The organism is Streptomyces sp. SID3212, from assembly GCF_009865405.1.
Classification (GTDB): Bacteria; Actinomycetota; Actinomycetes; order Streptomycetales; family Streptomycetaceae; genus Streptomyces.
Window position 1 is genome coordinate 1 of record NZ_WWJY01000599.1, and the last position, 1612, is coordinate 1612.

Here is a 1612-nt window from a genome sequence, read left to right on the forward strand (position 1 = left end):
CCGCCGAGCGCGCCGTCCGTGCCCTCGCCGAGGTCGTGCAGTACGCCGCCTGGCGCCGGGGGATCGCCGAGCCGGGGAAGGTGCCCGAGTACGACACCATCGACGAGGCCGGGGCCGGGGCGCTCATCCGGCGGGCGCTCGCGGAAGGGGTGGCCGATCCACGGGGGGTGAGGCTCGGGGACGACGACGCCGTGGAACTGCTCGGGCGGTACGGGATCTCCGTACGGCCCACCCTCCCCGCGCCAGGACCCGACGCGGCCGCCACCGCCGCCGCGCGGCTCGGATACCCCGTCGCCCTCAAGACGACCGCGCCCCACCTCCGCCACCGCGCCGACCTCGGCGGCGTACGGCTCGACCTCGGCGACGAGGCCCAACTCCGCCTCGCGTACGGCGAGCTGACCGACGCCCTCGGCACCCCCGCCGAACTGCTCCCCGTCGTCCAGTCCATGGCCCCCCGCGGTGTCGACACCGTCGTCCGCGCCGCCATCGACCCGGCCGCCGGCGCCGTCCTCTCCTTCGGCCTCGCCGGCGCCGCCTCCGAACTCCTCGGCGACCTAGCCCACCGCCTCGTCCCCGCCACCGACCGCGACGCCGCCGAGCAGATCAGGTCCATCAGGGCCGCCCCGCTCCTGTTCGGCTGGCGCGGCTCCACGCCCGTCGACACCCCCGCCCTCGAAGAGCTGCTGCTCCGCGTCTCCCGGCTGGTCGACGACCACCCCGAGATCGTCTCCGTCGACCTCGAACCCGTCGTCGTCGCCACCCACGGACTCTCCGTCCTCGGCGCGGGCGTCCGCCTCGCCCCGCCCCCCGCCCGCGACGACTTCGGCCCGCGCCGCCTGCCGAGCTACTGACGATCCCCCGGACACATCCCGGACACACCCCGGGGACACCGGCCGTCCCGGACCGGGCCCGCACGCCGTCCTCCGAAGCCATCCGGCCACCGTAGGATGGAGCCCATGGCGAAGACCGGTACGACGACCCAGGGGCTGCGCACGGCGATCGAGCGCAGCGGCTACTACCCGGCTCTCGTGGCCGAGGCGGTGGAGGCCGCTGTCGGCGGCGAGCCGATCGTGTCGTACGTGGTGCACCAGGAGACCACCTTCGACGCGAACGAGGTGCGCCGCCATGTCACCGTCCTCGTCCTGACGGCCCACCGCTTCATCGTCAGCCACACCGACGAACAGGCCTCCGACACCAGCTCCCCGACGCCCTACGCCACCACCTCCACCGAATCCGTCAAGATCGACCGCATCTCGTCGGTCGTGGTCAGCCGGGTCGTCGGCAATCCGGAGTCGTACACCCCCGGCACGCTGCCCCGCGAGGTCGTCCTCACCATCGGCTGGGGCGCGGTCTCCCGTATCGACCTGGAGCCCGCCGCCTGCGGCGACCCCAACTGCGAGGCGGACCACGGGTATACGGGCAGCTCCACCGCCGACGACCTGAGCCTGCGGGTCAGCGAGGCCGGCGACGGCCCCGACACCGTCCGCCAGACGCTCGCCTTCGCCCAGGCCCTCTCGGAAGCCACCGCGGCCACCGCGGCGACCGCTCGCTGATGTCCGCGCAGCCACCCGGCCCACGGCCACGCCCCCGCCCGCAGCCGGCGAAGCCCCGG

The 1612-nt window shown here is 74.9% G+C and carries 2 protein-coding genes; both read left to right on the plus strand.

The window, feature by feature from the left end; all coding sequences use genetic code 11:
* Nucleotides 1–851, plus strand: an 851-nt coding sequence (locus tag GT042_RS17965) for an acetate--CoA ligase family protein (RefSeq protein WP_202533045.1), incomplete at its 5' end; no start/stop codon positions are given.
* 105 nt (nt 852–956) lie between these two features.
* Nucleotides 957–1553 (plus strand): DUF5998 family protein, encoded by a 597-nt coding sequence (locus tag GT042_RS17970; RefSeq protein WP_161309731.1) that lies wholly within the window; start codon nt 957–959, stop codon nt 1551–1553.
* The last annotated feature ends 59 nt before the right edge of the window (nt 1554–1612 follow it).